Below are 24,620 nucleotides of genomic sequence, written 5' to 3' on the forward strand. Positions count from 1 at the left end.
AGAGAAATCATTATTTGCGTTCTGAGCGATACAGATTAGTTTATCTTCTGCTGGTACTGCTTTTGGCTCCGGCAGGAACGATTTTACCCCAGGGTTACGATGACTCAGGCAACCGGTTTATGCTGGCGCAGAGTTATGAGCAGGCGGGGGATTTTGCCCGTGCCAGGATGATTTATGAAGAACTTTACGCAAAACAGCCGGCAAATCAGCAGTTTATTATGGCGCTGCACCGGGTATATACGCAGCTAAAGGAACATGATAAGGCGGTTCAGATTCTGGAAAAAGCGGTGCGGCAGATTCCGCGGGATATGAATCTCTATTCACTTCTGGGCAAAAGCTACTATGCTCAGGGGCGGGAGTCCGCGGCTGATTCACTCTGGCGGTCATATATATCATTCAATCCCGGTGATCCGGTTGCGTACAAGGTTTTTTCCAACACCGCGCTTGAACTGCGGGATTTTGAATTCGCGCTGAGCATTCTGCGGTTCGGTAAAGAGAATACAAAGAACATCAAAGCGTTTGCGTTTGATCTGGGCTATCTTTATTCCATCACCATGCAGTTTGAACAGGCTGCCGAAGAGTATGCCGGTCTGCTGGCGGTCTCGCCGGAGCAGTATTTCGCGGTACAGTCACGCGTACTAACATATATCCGAAAGCCCGATGCGGCGGAGTCAACGCTTCGGGTGCTTTCACGACCGGAATACTCCGCCAGCCGTGAGGTAATGCGCCTGCTCGCTGAAATTTATACCGAAACCGGTGAAACAGGAAAAGCATTTGATCTTTACAAAGAACTTGACCGCAGCCAGAGCCGGAACGGAGAAGATATATATTCCTTTGGCATGCGGCTGTATAACGACAAACTCTATAAAGTTTCGGCGGATGTGTTCAGCTATTTGCTTGAAAGCTATCCGAAAGCGCCGCAGATGCCTCAGTGGCGTGTTTCCTATGTCCGCTCTCTTGAGGGAACGGTCTATCAGCAGTCTGAAGCTCCTGAGAACAGGTGGATACCCTATCCCCGGCTGAGTGATGATGCAAAGTCGAAGTATCAAAAGGTTGCAGAACTCTATAAGGAAATTATTTCCGTATATCCCTATGCCGAGATTTCTGTTGAGGCAAGAATCCGGCTTGGCGCGGTATATCAAGAACTGGGGATGTATGATGAGTCATTGAGATATTACTCCGTTGTTATTAATGATTTCCCCATGTATCCAGGAGCCCGTGCTGCCTACCGGGGAAAAGCAGAAGTGCATCTGAGACGGGGGGAATTGCAGGAAGCTGAAAACATCCTCCTGAAGGCAAATGGGCAGCCAGGTCTTGCTCCTCATGAACTGAGCAGTCTGAATTTTCTTCTGGCGAAATTGAAGTTTTACCAGGGGGATTTTCCTGCATCCTCGGAACTTCTTGCCGGGATAACCAGAAGCGGCAGTGATAACACCGCAAATGACGCGCTTGAACTTTCCATGATGATAAACGGAGCCATGAAGGACTCCCTGGCACTGCTTGAATTTTCCCGTGCCGAACAGCTTCTGGCAGGGGGAAAATTTGAGGAGGCGGAACAGAGGTACAACCTGATGCATCTTAATGAGAAATTTCCCTTTTTGCTCAGGCACACTTCTCAGGTCAGAATTGCCCATATAGCGGTTTCAGCCGGCAGATTCAATGAAGCAAAGGGCTTTATTGACAGCATCCTGGCAAAGGAGAAGAATATTTTTGCAGATAAACTGATGTTTCTGCTTGGGAATATGCTTGAATATGGCATAAAAGATACCCCTGCGGCAGTCTCGGTTTATGAGGATTTTTTAAGTAAATTTCCGAAGTCAATTTTTACAGAAGAAGTAAGAGAAAAACTCGTACGTTTAAGGAATAAGAGCAGCTCATAATGGGAAAAAAACCGGGCGGTAAGCCCTACAAATGTTCGTTTTGCGGCCGCAGCGCCGGAGAAGTAACCAGTCTGATAGCCGGACCGGATGTATATATCTGTGATATCTGTGTTACCAGCAGTGTTGATATCCTGAAAAGCAATATAGCCGCATACAGCGCCCCGAAGGCAAAAAAGGACACCAGAAAACTCACCCCGGCAGGCATAAAGGAAATTCTTGACCAGTTTGTCATAGGCCAGGACCGCGCCAAAAGAACGCTTTCGGTCGCGGTGTATAATCATTACAAAAGAATAAACTCAGACAATGTGTTCTTTGAACTGGATGATGTTGAGATAGAAAAAAGCAACATTCTTCTGCTGGGCCCGACCGGGGTAGGTAAAACCCTGCTTGCTCAGACGCTGTCGAAAATTCTGGATGTTCCCTTTGCTATTGCTGATGCCACAACCATAACCGAAGCCGGTTACGTCGGGGATGATGTGGAAACCGTTCTGGTGCATCTGCTTCAGGCTTCTGATTATAATCTGGAGCGGGCGCAGAAGGGAATCGTATATATTGATGAAATAGACAAGATCGCGCGGAAGAGCGAAAGCACTTCCATTACCCGTGATGTTTCAGGCGAGGGAGTGCAGCAGGCACTTCTGAAAATACTGGAAGGAACGGTTGCCGGTGTTCCCCCGAAAGGCGGCAGAAAGCATCCGGAGCAGAATCTTATAAACGTTAATACAAAAAATATTCTTTTTATAGTCGGAGGAGCGTTTGAAGGAATTGAAAAAATCATCGCTGCCCGCATTAATAAAAGTAAATACGGCTTTGCCGCGGATATAGACCAGAAGCATCATTTAAATGATGATGAACTGCTGCAGTCTGTTGCCCCGGAAGATCTTCTCCGCTTCGGTCTGATACCGGAACTGATCGGAAGAATACCGGTAATTGCTCCGCTCCACTCCCTGAGTGAAGAAGCGCTGAAGAATATCCTGCTGAAGCCGAAGAATGCCATACTCAGGCAGTATAAAAAGCTGTTTGCGTATGAAAATATCGAACTTGAATTTGATCCGTTTGCCATAGACGCGATGGTTAAAAAAGCTATCGAGAGGAAAACAGGTGCACGCGCGCTGCGTTCCATTGTGGAGGAGTTTATGATTGATATCATGTTTGATCTTCCCTCGCGTGAAACTCCCTGCAAATGTATAATCACCAGGGAGGTGGTTGAGGGGGGTGCTGAACCGATATTTATCGAAGGCGAAAAACAGTCCGCCTGAAACGGAGTATATATTTCATCAGCGGAAAGCCCCATCCGGGCTTCCGCTGATATCCATTCTTTCAACAATACCTTATCATGATGCCAAAGATCCTTGTACTGATACTGCTTGCGCAGAGTTTTTTCCTTGCTCAGGATAAACTGCTCATTTATATGGACGGAGCGCAGACAAATCACCTGAAAGCATACGGCATCACCTTCCGTGCTCTTGAGAAGAATCTGAAAGCTGACTGGCTGCTTAACTACCGGGGCGGCTCTTTTATGATTGACTACTCCCGTGAGATTGAAACAGAATGCCGCATTGAAGGTGTCTCCTTTGATGTGATTAGTTCATCCAAAATGGTGGATATTTATTCCCTGGTGCAGAGCGAGGATGAAAATATGGAACTGATCCGGCTTGAGAAAGCCCCGAAGGTAGCGGTTTATGTGCCGCCCGGATTTGCCCCCTGGGATGACGCGGTAACACTCGCGCTTGAATACGCAAAGATTCCGTATGATAAAATCTGGAATGAAGAGATCCTCCGCGGTGATTTATCCAAATATGACTGGCTGCATCTGCATCATGAGGATTTTACCGGTCAGTACGGAAAATTTTATGCCAGTTTCAGCAATGCTCCCTGGTATATAGAGCAGCAAATCCGCTACGAAAATGAAGCAAAAAAGCTGGGTTACAAAAAAGTTTCTGATATGATGCTTGCCGTGGCTGCTGAAATGAAAAGCTTTATAAGCAGCGGCGGATTTATGTTTGCCATGTGCTCTGCCACAGACTCCTATGATATATCACTTGCCGCGCACGCGACCGATATATGCGAAAGGATGTTTGACGGAGACGCGGCGGATCCGCAGGCGCAGTCAAAGCTTGATTTTGGAAATGCGCTGGCTTTTGAAAACTTCCGGCTTGAGACCAATCCGTATGTATATGAATACAGCAGCATTGATATACAGCCGGGCGAAATTCTTGACATGCAGAATGATTATTTTACCCTGTTTGAGTTTTCCGCGAAATATGACCCGGTTCCCACCATGCTCACGCAGAACCACGCGAATGTGATCCGCGGCTTTATGGGGCAGACCACCATGTTCAGGCGGGAATTTATCAAGCCGTCAATAGTTATTATGGGAGAACGTGCCGGTACTGATCAGATAAAATATATACACGGGAATTTCGGGAGAGGTACGTTTACGTTTTACGGAGGACATGATCCGGAAGATTATCAGCACGCGGTAGGGGATCCGCCCACTGATCTGAATCTGTATAAGAACTCACCGGGTTACCGGCTGATTCTTAATAATATCTTATTTCCTGCTGCTAAAAAGAAGAAACAAAAGACGTGAAAAAAAAGGGGCGCCTCACTTTGAAACAATCGCGGACATCTACTATCAGGACAGAACATCGAAAAGGAACACCCCCCACCAGAAACAATCAGATGACCGTTAACGAGCTTTTGCTTCGTTGACGATAATCTTGCGTCCGTTCAATTCAGAACCATTTAACGCTTGCATCGCTTTTTCGGCTTCGGCATTGTCTTCCATCTCAACAAAACCAAAACCTCTGGACTTGCCAGTATCACGATCTTTAATGATCCTGGCATTTACAACCTTGCCATAGGGCTCGAATGTTGATTTCAGAGAATCATCACCCAAAGTCCATGGAAGATTACCGGCGAAAAGTTTTACAGCCACTAAGAACCTCGAAAAAAGAACCAAAAAAATGAATTAACGTTGCGGGCACAAAAACCCGCTTTGCAAGATAAAGAGAAATTTCCAAAAAGCAAGAACTTTAACAAAAATTTAACATTAGTCAATAGAAAAATTTGTGGGGTTTAATCTTTATGGGGCAGTACAATCGGTGAACGATAGAAACCGGATACTCAGAGGGTCTGCAGCGCCGAGGAAAGACTTTCTGCCGGAATCAGACGGGCTGATTTTGAGGAGGCGGCAGAATAGTTTTTTGAGGGTAATACAATCTTCTCAAACCCCAGTTTCTCTGCTTCAGAGATTCGTTTGTCAGCGTAATTAATACCCCGTACTTCACCCCCGAGTCCAACTTCACCCAGCAGCAGTATCCCCTTATTCACCGGCTGGTCGGTAACGCTTGACCAGACGGCGGCACAGACAGCAAGATCAACTGCCGGCTCCTCGATTGTAACTCCCCCTGCTATTTTAAGAAAGACATTGTGGCTGGAGACCCGTACTCCGGCCCTGCGTTCAAGTACAGCCAGAAGAATTGAAAGCCGGCGCTGATCAAAGCCGGTGCTGATCCGCTGAGGATTTCCAAAGTTGGATGGGGTAACCAATGCCTGTACTTCTATAAGTATTGGGCGCGTACCCTCAACGGCCGCAGTTACCACTGAGCCGGATACTTCTCCGCTTCTTTCAGAAAGAAATACTTCGCTTGGGTTAAGGACTTCCCGCAAGCCATTTTCTGACATTTCAAAAATACCAAGTTCGTTTGTGGAGCCGAAACGGTTCTTGATTGCACGCAGGACACGATAGTTGCCGCCGGTTTCAGGTTCAAACTGGATGACTGCATCAACCACGTGCTCGAGCAGTTTTGGCCCGGCTATATATCCTTCTTTGGTCACATGGCCAATCAGCAGTACGGCAAATCCTTTTTTCTTTGCATCATCAAGAATGCCGGCCGTGCATTCACGGATTTGCGTTACGGTGCCGGGGGAGTTTTCAAGGCGGGAGTCGTACGTGGTTTGTATTGAATCTACAATCAGTACTACAGGTTCTTCCTTCTGAACGGCATGAAGGATATTGTTAAGCTCTGTTTCAGATGCCAGGACGATATTTTCCGAGCGCACATTAATCCGGTCGGCACGGAGCTTTATCTGCCGGAGTGACTCCTCTCCTGATATATACATCACTTTTCCTGCAATGCCGGAAGCGGCCTGAAGCACGAGTGTTGATTTTCCGATGCCTGGGTCTCCGCCTATCAGAACAACTGAGCCGGGGACCAGCCCGCCGCCAAGCACGCGGTCAAACTCACCGAGGCCTGTGGTATATCGTTCTTTTTCATCAGCGGATATATGCTTTAAGGTATATAAGGAAAAATCTTTTGACGGAGAGGCTGAGCGTGAATTTTTTTTGTCTTCCGCGATTTCTTCGACCATAGTATTCCAGCCGGAGCACTCAGGGCATTTCCCAAACCAGCGAAGCGACTCATAACCGCATGATGAGCAGACGAATTTTATTTTCTGCTTTTTCAAAGTCTCAGGAGAGTGCTTTTACAATTTGCGGAAGGATTTCTCCCGCTTTGCCTTTGAGGAAAAGATCAGCATATTCAGTGAACTCCGTTTCAACCGGATTGATTTCCACCACATATACTCCTCTTTTTATTGCTGTGTGCGGCAGTGATGCCGCGGGATATACGATGGATGAGGTCCCGACGGAGAAGAGTATATCTGAACTGATTACTTCATCTTCCGCTCGTTCAAATACTCCTTCCGGAAGATTCTCGCCGAACCATACCACGTCAGGCCTGATAAGCCCTCCGCAGGTACAGCGGGGAGTTCCTTCAATGTGGAGTTCAGCCGGATGATCATAGCGCTTCTTGCAGGAGAGGCAGTAGTTCTTTAATATATTACCGTGCAGTTCAATCACGCGGGATGAACCTGCACGGTTATGAAGATCGTCAATATTCTGGGTAATAACGGTTACGCTGAACTTTGATTCCAGGTCTTTAATGGCATGATGCCCCGGATGCGGAAGGCACTCGGTGATAATCTGCCGGCGGTGCTGATACCACTCCCACACCATTTCAGGGGAGCGGACGAACGCTTTGAAATTGGCAAGCTCCTCCGGGCGGAATTTCTTCCAGATGCCGTCTTCACCGCGGAAGGTTGGTATGCCGCTCTCGGCGGACATGCCCGCGCCGGTAAAGAAGGTGATTTTTCTGGCGGAGCCAAGTTTATCAAGAAAGACCGGATTCAGTTCAGTCATGGATATATATTACTTATTCTTAATTTCTTCAAGAAGTTTCTTTGCGTCACCCGCAAGTTTCACATCATCCTCATCTGCCACGGGAATTGAAGGGATCTTCTGCAGGGCCTGACGCGCGCTTTTATAATCATCATCAGCTATATATGCCAGAGCCAGATCATAATGAAACATCCTGAAATTCGGGCGCAGTTCAATGGCTTTCTTTATTTCAGCAATTGCAACCTTTAAATCACCCCAGCCCAGACCGAGAGGGAGCCGGACGAAATAAGATTTTTCACAAACTTTGGTATGGGTTCTGCCAAGCACATAGTGAGCGGTTGCCTGAATTTCGTTTCCGCCATTGCCGAGTTTGATTGCTTTTTCAAGATCTGCTTTCACATCCTTTACCAGTCCAAGTGCATCCCATACTCCCTTAAAGAGAGCAATACGGCCGTTCACAATAGCGCGGCGGAGGTAGGTTACGGATTTATCCGGAGCGAGTTTTACTGCTTTATCGGCATACGTGAATGCCTGCTGGTATTTTGCAAGTTGTTCAGCTTTCTGAGCATCGGTGCCTGCCGGGAGGTGTTCGCCGATATCAACATAGGTACGGCTCAGGCGCCAGTAAATTTCCCAGTTATTGGGGGAAAGTTTATCAGCAGCAAGATATTTTTCAAGAGCTTCGCTGTTTTTGAAGTCCTTAGTAGCAAGCTGATCTCCCTGTGATATCAGTTCTTCAACAGTCTGTGTATATACCAGTGCTGAGATGAGAAAAAAGAATATAAGCAGTAAGTATTGTTTCATACGGTACTCCGTTAAGTGATAAGGGTTTCTTCAGGGCGGCTGAGGACTTCGAACATGCTTCCGTCAGGGAAGTGTGTTACGATCGTGCGGTTCAGCAGTTCGATAGCCACCGCGAATGATTTTTGATTTGATTCTTCTACGATAATACCGGTGACCTCGGCAAATGGTCCGCCGGTAATGCGGACTTTAGCCCCCTTCACTAATCCGTTCATGACAATAAATTTTTCTCCCTTGTTCAGGAAACTTCTCAGGTTTTCAATTTCCCACTCGGGAATGCGCGCCGGCCTGCCATGCTCATAGAGGCAGCGGACAATGGAAGGCTGCTGCAGGGCGAGCGTGCGCTCTTTTAGTGTGGTATATACAAAAATATAGCTGGGAATAATAATGCTTCTGATTTTCTTCGTACGGTCAGACCAGACGCTTACTTTCTGAATGGAGGGGAGATAGGATTCAATACCGGAGCTTTTAAGCTGCATTTCGGCCTTGAATTCCGATCTGGGTTTGGTATAAAGGGCAAACCATGCCCGTTCATCTTCTTTTAGTAACAGTTCTTTCATCTAAGCGAGAATTGAGCGGAGAGCTTTTACCATCTGCTCATTTTTGTAGGGTTTGGTTAATACATGCCGAACCCCGAGTTTGAAATATTTATTTTCCGTATCGGAATTTACCTCATCAAGAAGAACCACAAAAGGCGATTTTAGCCCGCTTTCTCCTTTTTTTATGGCTTCGATTAACTGAATGCCGGTCATCAGCGGCATATTATGATCGGTGATAACCAGGTTCGGGTGCTTGTCAGTTATGATGGTAATAGCATCGTATCCATTCTGAGCGTTAAATACCGTAAAATCAGGGAACGTTGCTTTGACCGCTTCTTCCAGGTGTTCAGCTTCAGCGTGGTCTTTCAGAACGATAAGCATTGTGTTAGAGGGGATGGGTACGGTGAAGTGAAACTCCGATCCGCTTCCTTCCTCAGAATAAAACCAGATATCACCGCTGTGATTGGTGATAATCTCTTTGACGAATGCCAGCCCGAATCCGCTGCCTTTTTCTCCTCTGGTGCCTTCCTTGGAAAAATTCTTTTCAAGGTTAAAAAGTTTTTGCTGTTCATCCTGCGGTATGCCCACACCGTTATCCTTGACGATAAACTCAACCTGGGACTCATTAAAGGTACCGGCAATGATTTCAATAACCGATTCCTCGTACGAAAATTTAATGGCATTATTCAGGAGATTGACAATTGCCTGAGTAATCAGCCGCTCATCAGCTTCGATATAGAGGTCGCTCCGGACATCAACACGGATTTCAATGTTCTTTCTGATGGCGTTGCCGGTCAGTGAGCTGACGCAGTTATAAACCAGGGCCGCGGCATTCAGCCGCTGAGGTTCAATGCGGAGCGAGCCTGTGCGAAGGCGGGACCAGTCCAGCAAGTAGCTGATAAACTGCAGCTGATTCTGAGATGCATCGTATATATAGGTAAGGTATTCGTTCTTTTCCTTCTGGGAGAGGGCCGGTTCATTCAGCAGGATTTCAGAAAAGCCGAGTATGCTGGTGAAAGGGGCGCGTAGATCATGTGAAAGGATATTAATAAACCGGTCTTTAGAGGCAATCTGCTCTTTCAGTTTTTTTACCTCTTCCTGCAGCAGCCCCTCGCTGTTTTTTTCCGCGGAAATATCGGTCAGGTAGCCGGTGATATGATACCGCTCTCCGGAAGGATCCTTTTCACAGTGCAGATACTCCTTGACCCAGATCATCTCCCCCGATCTTGACATCAGCCGGTAAATAAGAAATGACTCGACGGATTTTTCTCCCCCCGCAAAAAGGTTTTTGTGGCTTCTGAGCACCTGAGCTGAATCTTCCGGAAAAATGATATTCAGGATACGGCCCGGGAGCCCGCTGATTTCGGCTGAGGTATAGCCGGTTATCTTCTTGATACCCTCTGAATAGCTAAGCATCAGGGAGGTGTCAGAAAACTCTCCTGTTATCAGAGCGATATCAATTTGCCTGAGCGCAGCTAAAAACGGTGAACCAACCGGCATTAAATCCTTGAGAACCCTTTATTATTAGTGAAAAACATCCCAAATATAGCAATCTTTTATGATTGAAGAGGGGGGAATTGCGGGTTTTGAACGGTTCCGGAGTGGTCCTCGACTTCGCTCGAACATTGGTAAGTGGTCCTCGACTGCGCTCGGACACCGGGAAGGGTCCTCGGCTCCGCTCGGACACCAGGGAGGGTCCTCGGCTTCGCCCGGACATCGATGAGGTTCCTCGGCTCCGCTCGGACACCGGATGGTCCTCGACTGCGCTCGGACACCGGTAAGAGGTCCCCGGCTACGCTCGTACATTGGTGAGTTGTCCTCAGCTCCGCTCGGACACCAAGGAGGGTCCCCGGCTTCGCTCGGACTCCAAGAGGGTCCTCGGCTTCGCTCGGACATTGGTAAGGGTCCTCGGCTCCGCTCGGACACCGGTAAGTGGTCCCTGGCTTCGCTCGGATACCGGGTAGGAGACAGTGCTTCGGGCATTTACCATTTATAGAACCTTTGCAGTATATGCGATTTCTCAGCCGCTATTTTCATTAAAATAAAAAAGCCCCGGAAATACCGGGGCTTTTATGATGAAAAATTAAGAATTAAACCAATTCAAACTTCATACTTCAAAATTTATAATTATTTAAGCAGAGTCATCTTCTTTGTAATGGTCTGTCCCTTGCCATAGCTGAGTTTATAGATATACACTCCGCTTGCATAATTTGTACCGTCAAAGGGAATGGTATATCTGCCGGCCTGGTATCTTCCTGATGCAAGTGTTGCTATTTCCTTGCCGAGGATGTCATATATCTTTAAAGTGATTTCACTTTGTGCCGCTAGCGCGAATTCTATCATGGTCACAGGGTTAAAAGGATTCGGGTAATTCTGGCCAAGTGAAAATGATTCAACAGCTCCGGTGTTTATCATGATGACCTGAGAGTAGGTATAACTTCCGTCCAGATCCTTTTGCTTAAGCCGGTAATAAACACTGCCGTCTGATTCAGGCTGGTCGGTAAAGGTATATATATTCCTCTCTGTTGAGGTTCCGGCTCCGGGGACAAATCCGGCTGAGTGCCAGCTGTCGTTCTCTGGTGACTGTGTGTTTCTTTCAATTTCAAAGCCGGCATTATTGGTTTCAGTTGCGGTTACCCAGGTGAGAGTTACTGTGCCGCCGGTATAATGGGCAGTGAATGAAGTGAGTTCAACCGGGATGGTGGGGTCGGCGTTGGTTTTAAGTATCATGCCATCAGTGCCGGCAATCCACATTTTGCCTTCAGCGAACTGGATATCGCGTGTTGACTGTGATGAACCGAGCAATGCGGGATAGCGATTCCAGGTTTCACCTCCGTCGAGGGTGAAATATATATCACCGCCTGAGGCGCCAAACCAGCCGAGCTGCCGGTTAACAAAACGGACAACGTAGATGGTTGTAGCCACCGGACTGGTAATTTCGGTGAAGTTGGTTCCGTTAGTGGTCTTCCAGATCTTGCCGGAGCTTCCGACCACAAAACCGGTATCAGGGTTAAAGAAGTGCATTGAGTAAAGAGTTGTGGTACCGAGTGTTGGCATTTGCGCAAAGGTACTGCCGCCGTCAACGGATTTGCTTATTCTGCCGCCTGGTCCGAGCGCAAAAATTACCGACGGGCTGGCGATATATATATCATAGCATGCAGCAGAGCCAAAGCCGGCAGGAAGAGCAGTCCAGGTTGAGCCGCCGTCCGTTGTTTTGGCAATCTGTCCGCTGGCATACGCGGCAAAGCCGGTATTGGCATCAAGAAAGTCAATGTCATAAATAATGCTGGTTGCAACACCGGTACCGGTATTCAAAGCCGTCCAGTTTAGTCCGCCGTCCGTTGTTTTATATAGACCAGTCGGACCTTCAGACCCGATATATCCGGTCTGTTCGTTAAGGAAACAGACAGAATAGATACGCGTTGTTGTTGAGAAGGAGAGTTTATTCCATGTCATGCCGCCATCGGTGGTTTTTAACAAATCTCCGAAGGTGTTGCCTGAGGCAATACTTCCTCCAACAGCATATCCGGTCTGTACTGTCGGGAAAGAAATGCGCTGCAACTGCTCCTGGCTGGCTGCATTCATCAATGGCTGAAACGTCAGGCCGTTATCGGTACTGGTCAGGATTGTTCCGGCATCGCCTGCAGCAATAACCCTGTTGCCGGAGGCGCCAAGTGAATAAAGACTTTTCCGGGAATCTGTCTGCACTATTGACCAGGTAACCCCGTCATCGGTAGAACGGATAATTCTTCCGGTAGTTGTGGAAGCAAAAGCAAATCCGCCGTCGGCAAAAGCTGTTTTATATATAATGGTGGTAGTGGAACCGATAGTAAATACCTGGGTCCAGGTGGTACCGCCATCTGAGGTACGATAAATCAGTCCTGAGGCAGTTGATACCAGTCCGGTCAGTGCATCTTTAAAGGTAATGCTTCTTACGGCACCGCTGTTGCCTGCAAGAAGTGAAGAGATATCACTCCAGGTAGTTCCAGCATCAGTTGTTTTTACCAGCCGGCCAGTGGTTGCGGAGGTGGAACCAAGAAAACCGGTTGAAGGGCTTATAAAGGTTATAAGGTAATGAGTAACGGTTCCATAATTTATAGAAACCCAGGTAGCACCGCCATCCATGGTTTTAAGAATCGTTCCGGATGCGCCTGCAATATAACCGGTATCATTATTAACAAAGTTAATGCCCCAAAGCGAACCGGTAACACCCGAAGCCTGCTCTGACCAGGTTGCTCCGCCATCAGTGGTTTTGAGTATCATTCCTTCTGATCCGCATGCGTAGCCGATAAGAGGGGAAGGAAAGGATATCGCGGTAATGTTTCTTTCCAGGGTATCAGCATTGGTTACGACCCAGCCGGTACCGCCGTTGGCAGTTCTGGTTATCGCACCGCCGTTTCCTGCCAGCAAAAAGTTTGATGCGGAAAACATGACAAGATCATTATGATCAGCACCTGTCGGAAGAGGATTCTGCCAGACAGGCGGAAACATTTGGGCATGGATTGTTACGGTGAGAATGAGAAAAGTAAGAAAAGGAAAAAGAGTTTTCATGCTCTGCTCCGGATGAATGTGAAACTGTTACATGAAAAATACTGAAGAATTGAGAATTAACATAGTTAAATAGTGATTGGTGCTTAGTTCTTGGTGCTTAGTGCGTGGTTCTTGGTCCGGAGGTTCAGGCGCATGGCCAGTGGTGCAGGTTTGCGGTACTTTGAGTAAACTTCATTAATTTTGAGTTTTGATCTCAGGTTGCATTTCCTGAAGATCAGATTTTACACTATAGTATAACTTTAAACTTTCAATTCGCAAACTTCTTCGAGACTGCATATGAAAAACCGGTTATTATTATTCACTGCTCTTGCCGCTGCACTCGTACTTTCCGGCTGTGCTCCTTCACCTGATATTTCAGAATGCCTCGCTGCAGAGCCCTACGGATTCTGGGGAGGGCTTTGGCATGGCATAATTGCTCCGGCGAGTTTTGTTCTGAGCTTGTTTTTTGAGGATATTGCCATGTACGCGGTGAATAACAACGGAGGATGGTATGACTTCGGTTTTGTTCTTGGCGCCGGAATACTCTTCGGCGGAAGCGGCAAGGCAAGCGGATAATATATATAAAGGCCGCGCCCGCCCTAAGGCACGGCCTTCAGCAAAAAATCAGAGCGGCTTGAAGGTCGCGGTAAAATGCCTGAGAATAGGGGCTTCCCAGGTGATGGCATACCCGCGGAGCTGATGCCGCTTGTTATATACTTCCATGATAACTTCAATAAGGAAGTCAACATGGCTCTGTGTATATACACGGCGTGGTATGGCAAGGCGAACCAGTTCCATCGGCGGTGAAATAAGACTGCCGTCCGGAGCATATTTGCCAAACATCACGCTTCCGATCTCAACGCTGCGGACTCCTCCTTCAAGATAGAGAGCGCAGACGATTGACTGCCCCGGATAGTGATGGGGCGGAATATCCGGCAGAAAGCGCTTTGCGTCAATATATATAGCGTGGCCTCCGGGGGGTTCGATTATCGGAATTCCCGCAGCCACTAATTTCTCGCCGAGATACTCAACGCTGCGGACGCGGTACTGCAGATAATGCTCATCCATCACTTCATCCAGCCCGATGGCAATTGCCTCAAGGTCACGTCCGGCGAGTCCGCCATAAGTGGGAAATCCCTCGGTAACAATCAGCAGATTACGGCACTGCAATGCCAGTTCATCATTATTAAGCGCCAGAAAGCCGCCGATATTCACCAGCGCGTCTTTTTTTGCGCTCATGGTTGCTCCCTGGCAGAAGGAGAACATCATGCGGCAGATATCGGGGATGGACATATCAGCAAAGCCGGGTTCCCGTTTTTTGATGAACCATGCATTCTCGGCAAAACGGCAGGCATCTATATATAAAGGGATGCCATACTTTTTGCAGATCCGCGAGGTCTCCTCAATATTCTTCATTGAGACCGGCTGTCCGCCGCCTGAGTTGTTCGTAATGGTAAGCATAACAAGGGGAATATGTTCCGGGCCTTTTTCTTTGATAAAGGCCTCAAGTGCAGGGAGATCTATATCTCCTTTGAAGTCAGCACGCTGTTCGGGATGTTTGCCTACTTCGGTAAGAAAATCAAACGCTTCAGCGCCGGTATATTCGATGTTAGCCCGTGTGGTGTCAAAGAAGGTGTTAGCCGCAAAATATTTACCTTTGCCGCCGAGGATGGAGAAGAGGATTTTTTCAGCAGCGCGTCCCTGATGCGTCGGGATGATATTGGTTAATCCTGTTATCTCTTTAACCTTGCTTTCAAAGGCGTAAAAACTTTTTGAGCCGGCATAGGACTCATCACCTTTCATAATACCCGCCCACTGATTAGCGCTCATGGCTGAAGTGCCGCTGTCAGTAAGGAGGTCAATCATTACATCATCAGCATGGATGAGAAAGGGATTGTATCCGGCGGTTTCCAGGATTTTTTCCCGCTCCGGGCGTGTGGTAAAGCGGATTGGCTCGACGGATTTTATTTTGAATGGTTCAATGATGGTCTTCATATTTGATAATTAGTAATTAGGAGTTAGTAATTAGAAATCAATGTACAATTTATAGTGTACATGTTCTTTGCGGCTTAGCGTTTTTGAGCGAACCGCTCAGGTTAACGGGCCGCAGATTTTTAACGGTTGCCTGGTGCGAAGATTCACTTTTAAATTAGCAGTTAGTAATGAGAAATTAGTAAACCTGAAACTCTGCCTGTTAATCTTTTGTGCCTCTGCGTAAACTGCTCCGCAAATGGGCCGTCTATAGAAAAGAAAGTCAAGAGAAAACAGTAATCCTGTAAAGAATTTTACAAAATTCAGTCTCTGACTTGGGGTTTCACAAGCCACGTTCTTGAAAATGCCAACCAAAATGTACCAACTCAGAGTTTCCCCCTTGGGTTCATGGGTTCTTCAACTGCTTTCTTTATTCGCTTTTACTTTATAAGTTTTTCTATGCGTCTATTTGAGCCATGCCAATGTTTCAGGCTGCTACGATAAATTCCAGAATTAAACCGGAAGAGGATTAATCGCGGATATGTGCTATAAAGAAATTATTCTTTTGCAACGGGCCATTGTGAATGCTCTCTTCCTTAATACTCTAGTAAGCGTGTTTACTGTCTCCATGAGAATGTTCTTTGCCGGTAAACAGAATGGTATCTAATTGGATATGTTTACTTCTTGGATTTCACCTTTGTTTTTTTACTGATAAATGGTTTTTCTGTTTTGAGAATGCCAAAAGTAACCCTTGCAACATACCGTGCTACAGCATTCCTTGCATTGTGCTGGCTTACACCTCTTTTTAGCAGATCCTTGTAAAGAGCCGATAATTCATTCTCACCGTTAATGCAAGTTGAAGCAGCAACCTTAAATGCCTGTTTGAGGATTCTGCTGTATCGACCTTTCCTGTGCCCGTAAGTCTTTCCTCCGCTCTGTTTAACGTGAGTAACCAATCCGGAGTAGGCAAGAAATTTTCCAACACTGTCGAAGCGTTTAACATCTATAACCGTTCCGAGGATGGTTACTGCACCAATTATACCGATACCAGGTATGCTCATCAGGTTTTTCAGAGTTTTGTTTTTCTTACACAGCCCGGTGAAGAGAACTTCAAAATCCTTCTTCTGCTTCTCATACTGCTGAATATCTTCTTCCAGTTGGTTGAGGATAAACTTTGTACTTTCTTTCTCTGCTTTAGAAAGATTCCGGGTTTTCCGGGAAAGTCCGTCCTGCCCAAGAAATGCTGTTTTCTGATTCTGGAGCCTTACCCCTCGTTTTATCAGATCACTGTAAGCGCTGATATATTTTCGCAACTCAAATTCTTCTTTCTTTGCATGGTAAGTTTCCTTGAGCATGCCGTTATAAAGCAAGGTGCTGAGTTTTTGAGCATCAATAGGATCAGTCTTTGGCCCCTGGGTTAACAGTCGGTTCTGATAAGGATCACAGATAACCACTTTTGCAGCGTAATCGTACAAATTGACAAAGAGCCAGTGAGCCGGAGAGCTTTCCTCTAAGGCAATAATGGTTTTACCGGACAGACTCTTGAGCAGTTGCTGAAGCTGCTTCAGAGAGCTTGGGTGCTCGGTTACCCGGATACGGTTCTGATAGGGTGCTCTTATCATTGCAATTGCCATGGTGCTTTGCGACCAGTCAACGGCAAGATAATTATCGTATCCTGCATATTTGTTGACCACTGAATAACTTTTGCCGGTCAGTTGTTTTTTTATAAGTTTCATGAGCGGTTTCCTTAGTTTAATGAGATGTCAACTGTTATGGTGAATAAAATTCACTTTTACTACACCTTAAATTAAGTGAAACCGCTTTTCTAATTTATCGCGGATCTTAAACGGATGCTGAAGCAGCACGGATTTACACGGATCGGAACAGGGCAGTTGTATTCTGCAAATTTGCAATCCCTCCTTAATTGAAAACATTACTAATTACTAACTGCTAATTACTAATTCTAACTGTTCCGCTTAGCTCAACTTCCTTTGACGGAGCAGAAGGAGTGGTTCCTACCGATTCACGGGTCACAAGGAAAGTGAGAGACTTCTCTTTTGAAAAATCGCCGCTGATACTCACTGGTATATATCCGGTTGAACTGGAAGAGACTTCAATACCGATGAACAGCGCTGAACGCGATCCTTTTACCCAGAGCTGATACACTTTCTGATCCTGCGGAGGAATGATGCGGAGATCATTCAGGATGAGCTGTCCCTGCCGCAGTGAAGGGCTGTAGAGCAGTTTTCCATAAGCACTGCTGCCGGTTCCCGGACTGAGTTTAACAAAAAGAACATCTGACTGTCCAAGCAGGGTAAGCACCTGCTGCTGGCGGTCAAGCTGAACCAGTTTGGCATCATACTCAGAAGTAATGCGGGTTATTTCAGCAGGCAGGCCTGTTTTAAGCGAGTTGATTTTCTGTTCAAGCAGATAGTATGTGGTATATATTGCTCCTGCCAGAATGAGCACTGCAATAATAAAAAACGCAGGCGGCACACCTTTTTTAATAATAATGGGCTGATCAGAAGGAGCAGCGGGGGAGTCCGTCTGGGTTATCAGCAGCGGGGTAGAGTGAATCCGCTGCTGCGGTTCCTCCTCCTGATGATGTATATGCGGGCTTTCCTGCCGGAGAGGTTCTTCTTCCTGCTGATACTGCTGAGGTTCTGCGGGGGTCTCCTGCGTGGTTTCATGGATATGCTCATCAATTGCATCCATGTTCAGATGGAATCCGCCGCCCGCCGGCTGTTCCTGCGGAACTTCGGGAATTCTGATCTGCGGTATATCCTGGCGGAATTCTTCCGGAGGTGCTTCAACAGGGCGTTCTGAACCGGGCTCGGAACTTCTCATTTCCACCTGAGTGCGCTGAGTTGGACGGCCTGTTCCGGAATCAGAGTGATGCCTCTGCGGAGGTTCAAATACCGGGGCTGGCTTGGGAGCAGCAGCCACAGGCACGGGAGGCGCAGGTGCCGGTTCACGTACCGGTCTCTGCTGTTGTGCCTGAGCCAGTTTCTTTTCTTCTTTCAGACGGTATAAACGCTGGGCTACTTTATTTTTTACGGAAGCCGCAGGGTCTTCAGTCTGCAGGAATGAGGGGAGCAGTGCGGCAAGATTCTGGAATTCGCCAAGCTCCACCCAGTTAAAATCGCTGCTGCCTTCAAGATACTCGGTCAGTTCAATGAATTCATCTTTATCAAGACATCCGAGCGCGTAAGCGTGTATATATGAATTGTATTTTTCCTGGTCTGACACGGCTTATTCCCCTCCTTTCAGAAGATTATCCTTCAGGTTTGTGAGTGCTATAACGATTTTTGATTTCACCGTCTGCACGGGAATTTTCAGTTTAGCAGCAATTTCATCCTGTGTAAGCCCTTCGTAGTAGGCAAGATAGATGACATATTGCTGCGCGTCGGTAAGTTTATGCAGCGCTTCCTCGATATTCCCTTTTATCTGCAGCGCGGTCGCAAGATCAAGCTGGTCAATTTCAAGAGAAAGCCTGGGCATGATGAAATAATTTTCGTATTCATCAGTGTATTCATAATTCTCAAACTGATCCGGCTTCTGGCGGCGGATGGTATCAACGGCCTTATTTCGCGCGAGATTAATCAGCCAGCAGTAAGCATTTCCGCTTTCCCTGTGATAAAAGCGGATCTTTGTCCAGATAAGGACGTAAACATCCACCAGTACTGATTCAGCCAGCGCCTGATCTCCGACGATCTTTTTGATGAGAGTATAGAGAATGGATGAATACCGGTTATAAAGCGCTTCAAGCGCCCGTGAATCTGACTGGGCGACCTTCTGCATCAGGTCAGCATCTGATAGATCTGAATAAGAGACTGCCAAAGCTACTCCCTATCGTTTAAATGATTTATAAAATTAGTCATATATACAAATTCGTTATGTACTGAAAACCTTTTCATAAGGCGGTCAGAGGATTTTTTTAAGCACGCGGCCTGCCGCTGCAATGGTTTCATCTATATCAGCTTCCGTATGGGCGGTTGAAACAAACCATGCCTCATACTGAGCGGGAGGCAGATAGTGTCCCTCCTCGAGCATACCGTGGAAGAATTTTCCGTAGAGAGCCGTGTCAGATGTAACCGCTGAAGCAAAATCAGTAACCGGATGTTCGGTGAAGAACATGCTGATCATGGAGCCGACGCGGTTAATCGTATAGTTTTTTCCTGCCGAGCGCGATGCTGCTTCAAGTCCTTTGTGCAGCCGCAAAGTTAGTGCCTCAAGGCGGGTATATATACCGGGATTCTGCTGAATATACCGGAGTGCGGCAAGTCCTGCAGCCATGGCAAGGGGATTGCCGCTGAGAGTGCCTGCCTGGTAGACCGGGCCTGCCGGGGCAACCTTCATCATAATTTCTTTTTTGCCGCCGTATGCGCCGACCGGAAGGCCTCCGCCAATAATCTTTCCGAAGACGGACATATCAGGCGTGATGTCAAAAACTTCCTGTGCGCCTCCTTTTGCAAGCCGGAAACCGGTCATCACCTCATCAAAAATCAGAACAATGCCTTCTTTTGTGCAGAGTTCCCGGAGACCTGTCATGAATTCTTTTGAAGGCAGCACCGTGCCCATATTGCCCACAACTGGTTCGATAATGATTGCGGCTATCTCCCCTTTATACTTTGCAGCCAGTTCTTCTACTTCCTGCAGATTGTTATATGTTGCGAGCAGGGTATCAGCAGCGTTGCCTTTGGTAACTCCGGGGCTGGTGGGTACACCGAGGGTGAGAGCGCCGGAGCCGGCTTTGATGAGGAAATAGTCACCATGGCCATGGTAGCATCCTTCAAACTTGATGAATTTATCGCGCCCGGTGAAACCGCGGGCAGCCCGGATGGCAGACATAGTGGCTTCGGTTCCGCTGTTTACCATTCGCACCATTTCAACCGAAGGAACAAGCGAGGTAATCAGTTCAGCCATTTCAACTTCCAGACCGCACGGGGCTCCGAAAGAAACCCCTTTTTCCAGCTGATTCAGGATGGCGGCTTTAATAAACTCAGGATTATGGCCAAAAAGATGCGGTCCCCAGCTTCCGATGTAGTCCAGATAGCTGTTTCCGTCAACATCCGTAACCCTTGCGCCGCTGCCGGAAGCAAAGAATACAGGGGTGCCGCCAACTGATTTAAAAGCGCGGACCGGGGAATTTACCCCGCCGGGGATGAGGGTTTGTGCCTTCTCAAAAAGCTGCTTGCTGGTACTTATCTGCATAAGAATAGAAAATCCGGAATTTATGAAAGATAAACAATAAATATAGCCATTTGGAGGGAGTTTTTATGCCGTAGTTTACCCCTGGGGCAGAAAAGAAGTCACCCCCTGAAAGCGGTTGTCAGGGGGTTTTATTCCGGAGAATGCCCGGTTTTTAATGGTGTTTGGAAATCTTTTTTTTTTCGTAATTTTACTTGCCGGATTGCTCACCGATTCCCGGTTCTGGCTTTCCGGCTGATTTACCACAAAAGGAGAGCAATCTCATGAAATATATATCCTTGTTTACTGTCCTCATTCTCACAGCCCCTCTTTATGCCCAGTTCACCGGATCGGATACTATTCCATCGGTTCAGGTAATTACCATCGGTGATATAGTTCTGCCTTTTGAGCATAACGGAAATATTGCCGATGCAAATTATAATGGTGTAAGCGGAGGAACCTATCTTGGCAAATCATTGATATTCTCAGCAGGATTTGCGTTATCCGGCAAATACGGCGACTCGGTCTTTGCAAACGGAGTGAATAACTCCTCACGTGTTACTGACTATGTCCGCGGAATGGCAGGCGCCGATTCAAATGACAACCGCGCAGGCATATATAAAATTACAAAACAGGATACCGCGTTCGGAACCTCCTGGAAGATGTATAAATACGCTGTTGAACTTGGAGCGCTCTATTATGACGGCAACGGTGACGGATTATATAACCCGGTTGATCTGAACAGCAACGGCCAGTGGGATGCAAATGAAGACCGTCCTGATTTTCTTGGTGATGTTTTTACCTTTACGGTATTTAACGACGCGCAGATTCCTTCACGCCGAAGGTTTAACACCGTTCCGCCGCTGGGAATCGAAATGCAGCAGTATATATACGCGTGGCATATCCCCTCTGATTATTACAAAAACCTCATCTTTATTAACTATCGAATGGTCAACAAAGGAACGGCGGCGGATGTGATTGACTCTGCCTACTTCAGTATCTGGTCAGACCCTGATATGGGCAATTACGCAAACGACTTTATTGGAAGCGACAGTCTGCGGGAAGGCGGGTATGTATATGAGGGAGAGCCGGATAATGTATGGGGAGCTCAGCCGCCGGCTTTGATGTACCGGTTCCTGCAAAAACCCTATTCATATATCCCCGGGGTAAGTTATTCTGATGTAAACAGCAATGGATTGTATGATGAAGGAACAGATATTGCTCTTGATTCGGTTATCATCCATTATGGAACGCTGCGGGGAACAAAAACTGTGCGCGGGGCAGTGTTTACCCGCCAGAATTCTGTAACGCAGCTGATGAGTTCACATCCCACCCATGGCGATCCAAATACGTTATGGGAAATGCGGAATTATCAGATAGGGGGCAGATGGAAAACTGGTACGCCAATTGATGTGTGCAGCTGGGGATTTGGAAACGGCACTTCTCTTGCCAACTGTGCACAGATTAATCCGGCATACTTTTATTCCGGATATCCTGAAAACGGTACCGGCTGGCTCAATAGCGGTCAGGCGGATCAGCGTATTATGGTTTCAGCCGGACCATTCCGGATAGAGAAGAATAAACCGGTTGATATTACGGTTGCGTATCTTGTCGGGCAAGGGAACTCAGCCATGGGCTCGGTTGCTGCCATGCGTGAAGTTGCTGATTATGCTCATCAGATATATACCTCAAATTACGCGAACTTTGTAACCGATGTTAAGGATGCTGAGGCCGGACTTCCGCAGAGATTTACGCTTCAGCAGAATTATCCGAATCCCTTTAACCCGGAAACGAATATTCATTATTCCCTGACCTGGTCAGGAAATATAAAACTTGCCGTGTATGATATACTTGGCAGAGAAGTGAAAGTCCTGGAAAGCGGATATAAAGGAGCAGGTTCATATAACCTGAAATTTAATGCAGCAGATATTCCCAGCGGAGTGTATATCTGCAGATTGACTACGGAACAGGAATCTGCCGTTATTAAGATGATGTACATAAAATAAATGTGAATTGTGAATTGTGAATTATGAATTGTGAATTGTGAATTGTGAATTGTGAATTGTGAATTGTGAATTGTGAATATAAGGGGACTATAAGCGTTAATCAAAATGGCTTTCAATCCGCCCTCTGGTAATTCGGAGGGCGGGTTTTTTATCCCGCACAAAGGCGCTAAGAAATTATCCGGGAAATACTTTGACTTGTATGGATTACTCACCTGACGGCCGCGGGGAACTGCACAAAACTAATTATTTTCTGTACATTGTTCATTGTAAATTGTACATTAGTTTATGACAGATTCAAAATCTTTTTATACTAATCTGCCTTTCATTCATACGATTGAGGAAATCGGGATGGATGAATATTTCCGTGAGCTCCCTGAAGACTGGGTTATTATCATCACGGACATCAAAGGCTCAACTAAAGCTATTCAGGAGGGGAGGTACCGGCAGGTAAATACCATCGGTGCTTCGGTAATTGCTGCAGTAAAGAACAGGCTGGGGAATCTGGAGTTCCCGTTTGTTTTTGGCGGTGACGGTGCCACGCTGCTGGTGCACCGTGATTTTCTTGAGGAAGTACTTTCGGTGCTGCACGGACTTAAGGAGCAGTCAGCGCTGGTCTATAAACTTGAGCTGAGAGTAGGGTATATCTACTACTCTGAGGTACTGAAGCGGGGAGCGAAGGTGATGATTTCAAAAATGAAGTATTCTGATTTCTTTTATCAGGCAGTGTTTAAGGGAGGAGGGCTTGAAACTGCGGAGACGATTATAAAATCAGGAAGTTATTCTCAGAGTAAAACAGAAACTCCGGTAAAAGCTGACCTGACGGGTCTGGAATGCCGGTGGGAAGACATAAAACCCCCCGGGGGTGAGGTAGTGGCTATGCTGGTGAAGTGTGTCTCCCGGACACTTCCGGAGTCTGATGTATATATGAGCGTTCTTGCCTTCCTTAAAGAACTTGAAGAAGAGGAAGAAGGATTCCATCCGATCAAAAACGCAAGACTGAAACTTACACTCAGCATCCGGCGGTTCCTGAATGAAACCAACGCAAGAGTAATGCCTCCGGCAATGCTTCGCAAAATTGCTTATCTTGCTAATCTTGTTTATGCGGTCATCATGGGTAAGATTCTGATGAGGTTTAATGTTTCAACCAGCCAGACCAACTGGGGGGAATACAAAAAATATCTGATCATCAATACTGATTACCGGAAGTTTGATGAAATGCTTCGTATGGTTATAAGTATCAAAGAGGAAAAAAGAAAACGGCTGGAAAATTTTCTTGAATCACTTTACCAGCGGGGACATATTGTCTATGGAATGCACATCTCTGAAAAAGCCCAGCTGACCTGCCTTGTTTCAAAATATGAAAAAGACCATATCCACTTTGTTGATGCAGCCGGAGGGGGCTACACCTCAGCAGCGGTGCAGCTCAAGCAGCAGTTAAAAGGAATTATCAATTAATGATTGACGTGCTGAGTGAGTGAGAATCAGGACGATTTATATGGACTCCGATAAACATCTATCATTTTTTGAACCCCTTTCCCGGGTGACCGCCTAATAGCGAATCAGCAAAACCACACCTATTATGATTTCGCAATTGAGCGATCCCAGCGAGTATTTTGGCAAGGTTCCCGCAGATTTCGCAGATTGTCGCAGAATTTGATGCGATATTGACAAAATTACTAGAATCATTGCTCTCAAGCGAGAATCGTTAGTATCCTTTATCCATTTCCCTCTGTCTATTTTAGTAAAAACTTTCAGCCCGGCTGCTTATCTTTAAAGCTAATTTATTTTAAAATTCTCGGAGATCGAATGAAATTTAATATGATTGCCGTCCTGCTGGTTGCGGGGCTGGGCGTTGTTTCCTGCCAGGATGCAAAAGTCTCGAAAAGTGATTTTAAGACCCAGAAAGACAGCGTTTCTTACAGCATCGGCGCTGATATCGGTAAAAACCTCAAAATGAATGACCTGGATGTTGACCTGAAAATGCTCTATATGGGCATGAGGGACGCAATGCTGGACTCCTCAACCGTCCTGACCGAAGAGGAAATGCAGGATGTGATGGTCCGTTACCAGACAGAACTAATGGCAAAAAAGGATGAAAAAAACCAGATGATTGGAAAACAGAATAAAGAAGCAGGGGATAAGTTCCTCGCTGACAACGCAAAAAAAGAAGGTGTGGTCACTCTCGCCAGCGGCCTGCAGTATAAGGTAATCACCAAGGGCAACGGCAAATCGCCAAAAGCCACCGATAAAGTTACTACCCACTACCGCGGTACCCTGATTGACGGAACCGTATTTGATGAATCCTACAAAAGAGGTGAGCCGATTCAGTTCCCCGTAAACGGTGTGATTGCCGGATGGACTGAAGTGCTTCAGCTCATGAAAGAAGGCGATATCTGGGAAGTATATATTCCCTCGAATCTCGCTTATGGTGAAAGAGGAGCCGGCGCTGATATCGGCCCGAACGCCACTCTGATTTTTACAATTGAACTGATTAAAGTTAATTAAGATACTCCCGGCC

General features: G+C 46.7%; 19 protein-coding genes. 7 read left to right on the forward strand and 12 right to left on the reverse strand.

The annotated features are described in order from the left end of the window. Window positions 1-14 precede the first annotated feature (14 nt). The 3 genes from HRU80_04785 (at window position 15) to HRU80_04795 (ending at window position 4,473) form a co-directional block, all read left to right on the forward strand. On the forward strand, window positions 15-1,880 hold the full coding sequence (locus tag HRU80_04785) for a tetratricopeptide repeat protein (GenBank protein ID QOJ28228.1): 1,866 nt from the start codon (window positions 15-17) through the stop codon (window positions 1,878-1,880). Continuing rightward, window positions 1,880-3,139: an ATP-dependent Clp protease ATP-binding subunit ClpX gene (gene clpX, locus HRU80_04790; GenBank protein ID QOJ28229.1), complete on the forward strand. Its 1,260-nt coding sequence runs from the start codon at window positions 1,880-1,882 to the stop codon at window positions 3,137-3,139. Before HRU80_04785 ends, clpX begins: the two co-directional genes overlap by 1 nt. Before the next feature lie 152 nt (window positions 3,140-3,291). Further along, window positions 3,292-4,473, forward strand: coding sequence for an asparagine synthetase B (locus tag HRU80_04795; GenBank protein ID QOJ30455.1), 1,182 nt, complete (start codon window positions 3,292-3,294; stop codon window positions 4,471-4,473). A 99-nt stretch (window positions 4,474-4,572) separates the two neighbouring features. On the opposite strand, the gene HRU80_04800 is transcribed toward HRU80_04795, so the two are convergent. From HRU80_04800 to HRU80_04830, 7 genes are all read right to left on the reverse strand, one after another. Next, on the reverse strand, window positions 4,573-4,821 hold the full coding sequence (locus HRU80_04800; protein QOJ28230.1) for an RNA-binding protein: 249 nt from the start codon (window positions 4,819-4,821) through the stop codon (window positions 4,573-4,575). A gap of 188 nt (window positions 4,822-5,009) precedes the next feature. Further along, window positions 5,010-6,353, reverse strand: a complete 1,344-nt coding sequence (radA, locus tag HRU80_04805; GenBank protein QOJ28231.1) for a DNA repair protein RadA — start codon at window positions 6,351-6,353, stop codon at window positions 5,010-5,012. A 4-nt stretch (window positions 6,354-6,357) separates the two neighbouring features. Then, complete coding sequence (locus HRU80_04810; GenBank protein QOJ28232.1) at window positions 6,358-7,086, reverse strand: NAD-dependent deacylase; 729 nt, start codon at window positions 7,084-7,086, stop codon at window positions 6,358-6,360. 9 nt (window positions 7,087-7,095) lie between these two features. After that, window positions 7,096-7,869, reverse strand: coding sequence for a tetratricopeptide repeat protein (locus HRU80_04815; protein ID QOJ28233.1), 774 nt, complete (start codon window positions 7,867-7,869; stop codon window positions 7,096-7,098). Between the two features lie 11 nt (window positions 7,870-7,880). Beyond that, entirely contained in the window at window positions 7,881-8,426 is a 546-nt protein-coding gene (locus HRU80_04820) for a UpxY family transcription antiterminator (GenBank protein ID QOJ28234.1), read from the reverse strand. Then, complete coding sequence (locus HRU80_04825) at window positions 8,427-9,905, reverse strand: response regulator (protein QOJ28235.1); 1,479 nt, start codon at window positions 9,903-9,905, stop codon at window positions 8,427-8,429. A gap of 627 nt (window positions 9,906-10,532) precedes the next feature. Then, the gene (locus tag HRU80_04830; GenBank protein ID QOJ28236.1) at window positions 10,533-12,956 is read right to left on the reverse strand and encodes a T9SS type A sorting domain-containing protein; all 2,424 of its coding nucleotides are present in this window, start codon (window positions 12,954-12,956) and stop codon (window positions 10,533-10,535) included. A gap of 276 nt (window positions 12,957-13,232) precedes the next feature. Between HRU80_04830 and HRU80_04835 the strand changes: the two genes are divergently transcribed. Next, a complete protein-coding gene (locus HRU80_04835) occupies window positions 13,233-13,511 on the forward strand; it encodes a hypothetical protein (protein QOJ28237.1) in 279 nt (92 codons plus the stop codon). A 48-nt stretch (window positions 13,512-13,559) separates the two neighbouring features. Here the strand turns inward: HRU80_04835 and HRU80_04840 are convergent, their stop codons facing one another. The 5 genes from HRU80_04840 to hemL form a co-directional block, all read right to left on the reverse strand. Next, on the reverse strand, window positions 13,560-14,930 hold the full coding sequence (locus tag HRU80_04840) for a tryptophanase (GenBank protein ID QOJ28238.1): 1,371 nt from the start codon (window positions 14,928-14,930) through the stop codon (window positions 13,560-13,562). A 653-nt stretch (window positions 14,931-15,583) separates the two neighbouring features. Then, complete coding sequence (locus HRU80_04845) at window positions 15,584-16,642, reverse strand: IS110 family transposase (protein QOJ28239.1); 1,059 nt, start codon at window positions 16,640-16,642, stop codon at window positions 15,584-15,586. 214 nt (window positions 16,643-16,856) lie between these two features. Further along, window positions 16,857-18,155 (reverse strand): anti-sigma factor, encoded by a 1,299-nt coding sequence (locus tag HRU80_04850; GenBank protein QOJ28240.1) that lies wholly within the window; start codon window positions 18,153-18,155, stop codon window positions 16,857-16,859. A 3-nt stretch (window positions 18,156-18,158) separates the two neighbouring features. Continuing rightward, entirely contained in the window at window positions 18,159-18,746 is a 588-nt protein-coding gene (locus tag HRU80_04855; protein ID QOJ28241.1) for a sigma-70 family RNA polymerase sigma factor, read from the reverse strand. An 84-nt stretch (window positions 18,747-18,830) separates the two neighbouring features. Continuing rightward, window positions 18,831-20,120: a glutamate-1-semialdehyde 2,1-aminomutase gene (gene hemL, locus HRU80_04860; protein QOJ28242.1), complete on the reverse strand. Its 1,290-nt coding sequence runs from the start codon at window positions 20,118-20,120 to the stop codon at window positions 18,831-18,833. A gap of 260 nt (window positions 20,121-20,380) precedes the next feature. On the opposite strand from hemL, the gene HRU80_04865 reads away from it, so the two are divergent. The 3 genes from HRU80_04865 to HRU80_04875 all read left to right on the forward strand — a co-directional run bounded on the left by HRU80_04865 (window position 20,381) and on the right by HRU80_04875 (window position 24,607). After that, window positions 20,381-22,102, forward strand: a complete 1,722-nt coding sequence (locus HRU80_04865; GenBank protein QOJ28243.1) for a T9SS type A sorting domain-containing protein — start codon at window positions 20,381-20,383, stop codon at window positions 22,100-22,102. Between the two features lie 285 nt (window positions 22,103-22,387). After that, window positions 22,388-23,557, forward strand: coding sequence for a DUF3095 domain-containing protein (locus HRU80_04870; GenBank protein ID QOJ28244.1), 1,170 nt, complete (start codon window positions 22,388-22,390; stop codon window positions 23,555-23,557). 363 nt (window positions 23,558-23,920) lie between these two features. Next, window positions 23,921-24,607: an FKBP-type peptidyl-prolyl cis-trans isomerase gene (locus tag HRU80_04875; GenBank protein QOJ30456.1), complete on the forward strand. Its 687-nt coding sequence runs from the start codon at window positions 23,921-23,923 to the stop codon at window positions 24,605-24,607. Window positions 24,608-24,620: the final 13 nt, after the last annotated feature.

It is taken from the genome of Ignavibacteriales bacterium, from assembly GCA_015709675.1.
GTDB lineage: Bacteria > Bacteroidota > Ignavibacteria > Ignavibacteriales > Ignavibacteriaceae > H2-BAC3.